This window comes from Oceanobacillus saliphilus (genome assembly GCF_023522835.1).
GTDB lineage: Bacteria > Bacillota > Bacilli > Bacillales > Amphibacillaceae > Oceanobacillus > Oceanobacillus saliphilus.
This window is the reverse complement of the sequence record NZ_JALCZU010000178.1, coordinates 1-265: the sequence shown is the minus strand read 5'-3', so window position 1 is coordinate 265 and position 265 is coordinate 1. Positions and strand designations below refer to the sequence as shown.

Genomic DNA, 265 nt, shown 5'->3' with positions numbered 1-265 from the left:
CCGATGGATTGTCCCCGGAGGAGGCATGGAGCCTGAGGAGGAGCCAAGTGTGGCAGCTGTCCGGGAAGTGTGTGAGGAGGCTGGAGTGAAAGGGACACTGGGAAGACTAGTTGGAATTTTTGAGAACCAGGAGAGGAAGCACAGGACCTACGTGTATGTGCTCATCGTCACGGAGGTGCTGGAAGACTGGGAGGACTCGGTGAACATCGGAAGGAAGAGAGAGTGGTTTAAAATAGAAGACGCCATAAAGGTGCTGCAGTGTCAC

The 265-nt window shown here is 54.3% G+C and carries 1 protein-coding gene; it reads left to right on the top strand.

Features of this window, described 5'->3' with window-relative positions:
- Positions 1-7: 7 nt before the first annotated feature.
- Positions 8-265, top strand: a 258-nt coding sequence (locus MN204_RS20850) for an NUDIX domain-containing protein (protein ID WP_368858695.1), incomplete at its 3' end; no start/stop codon positions are given.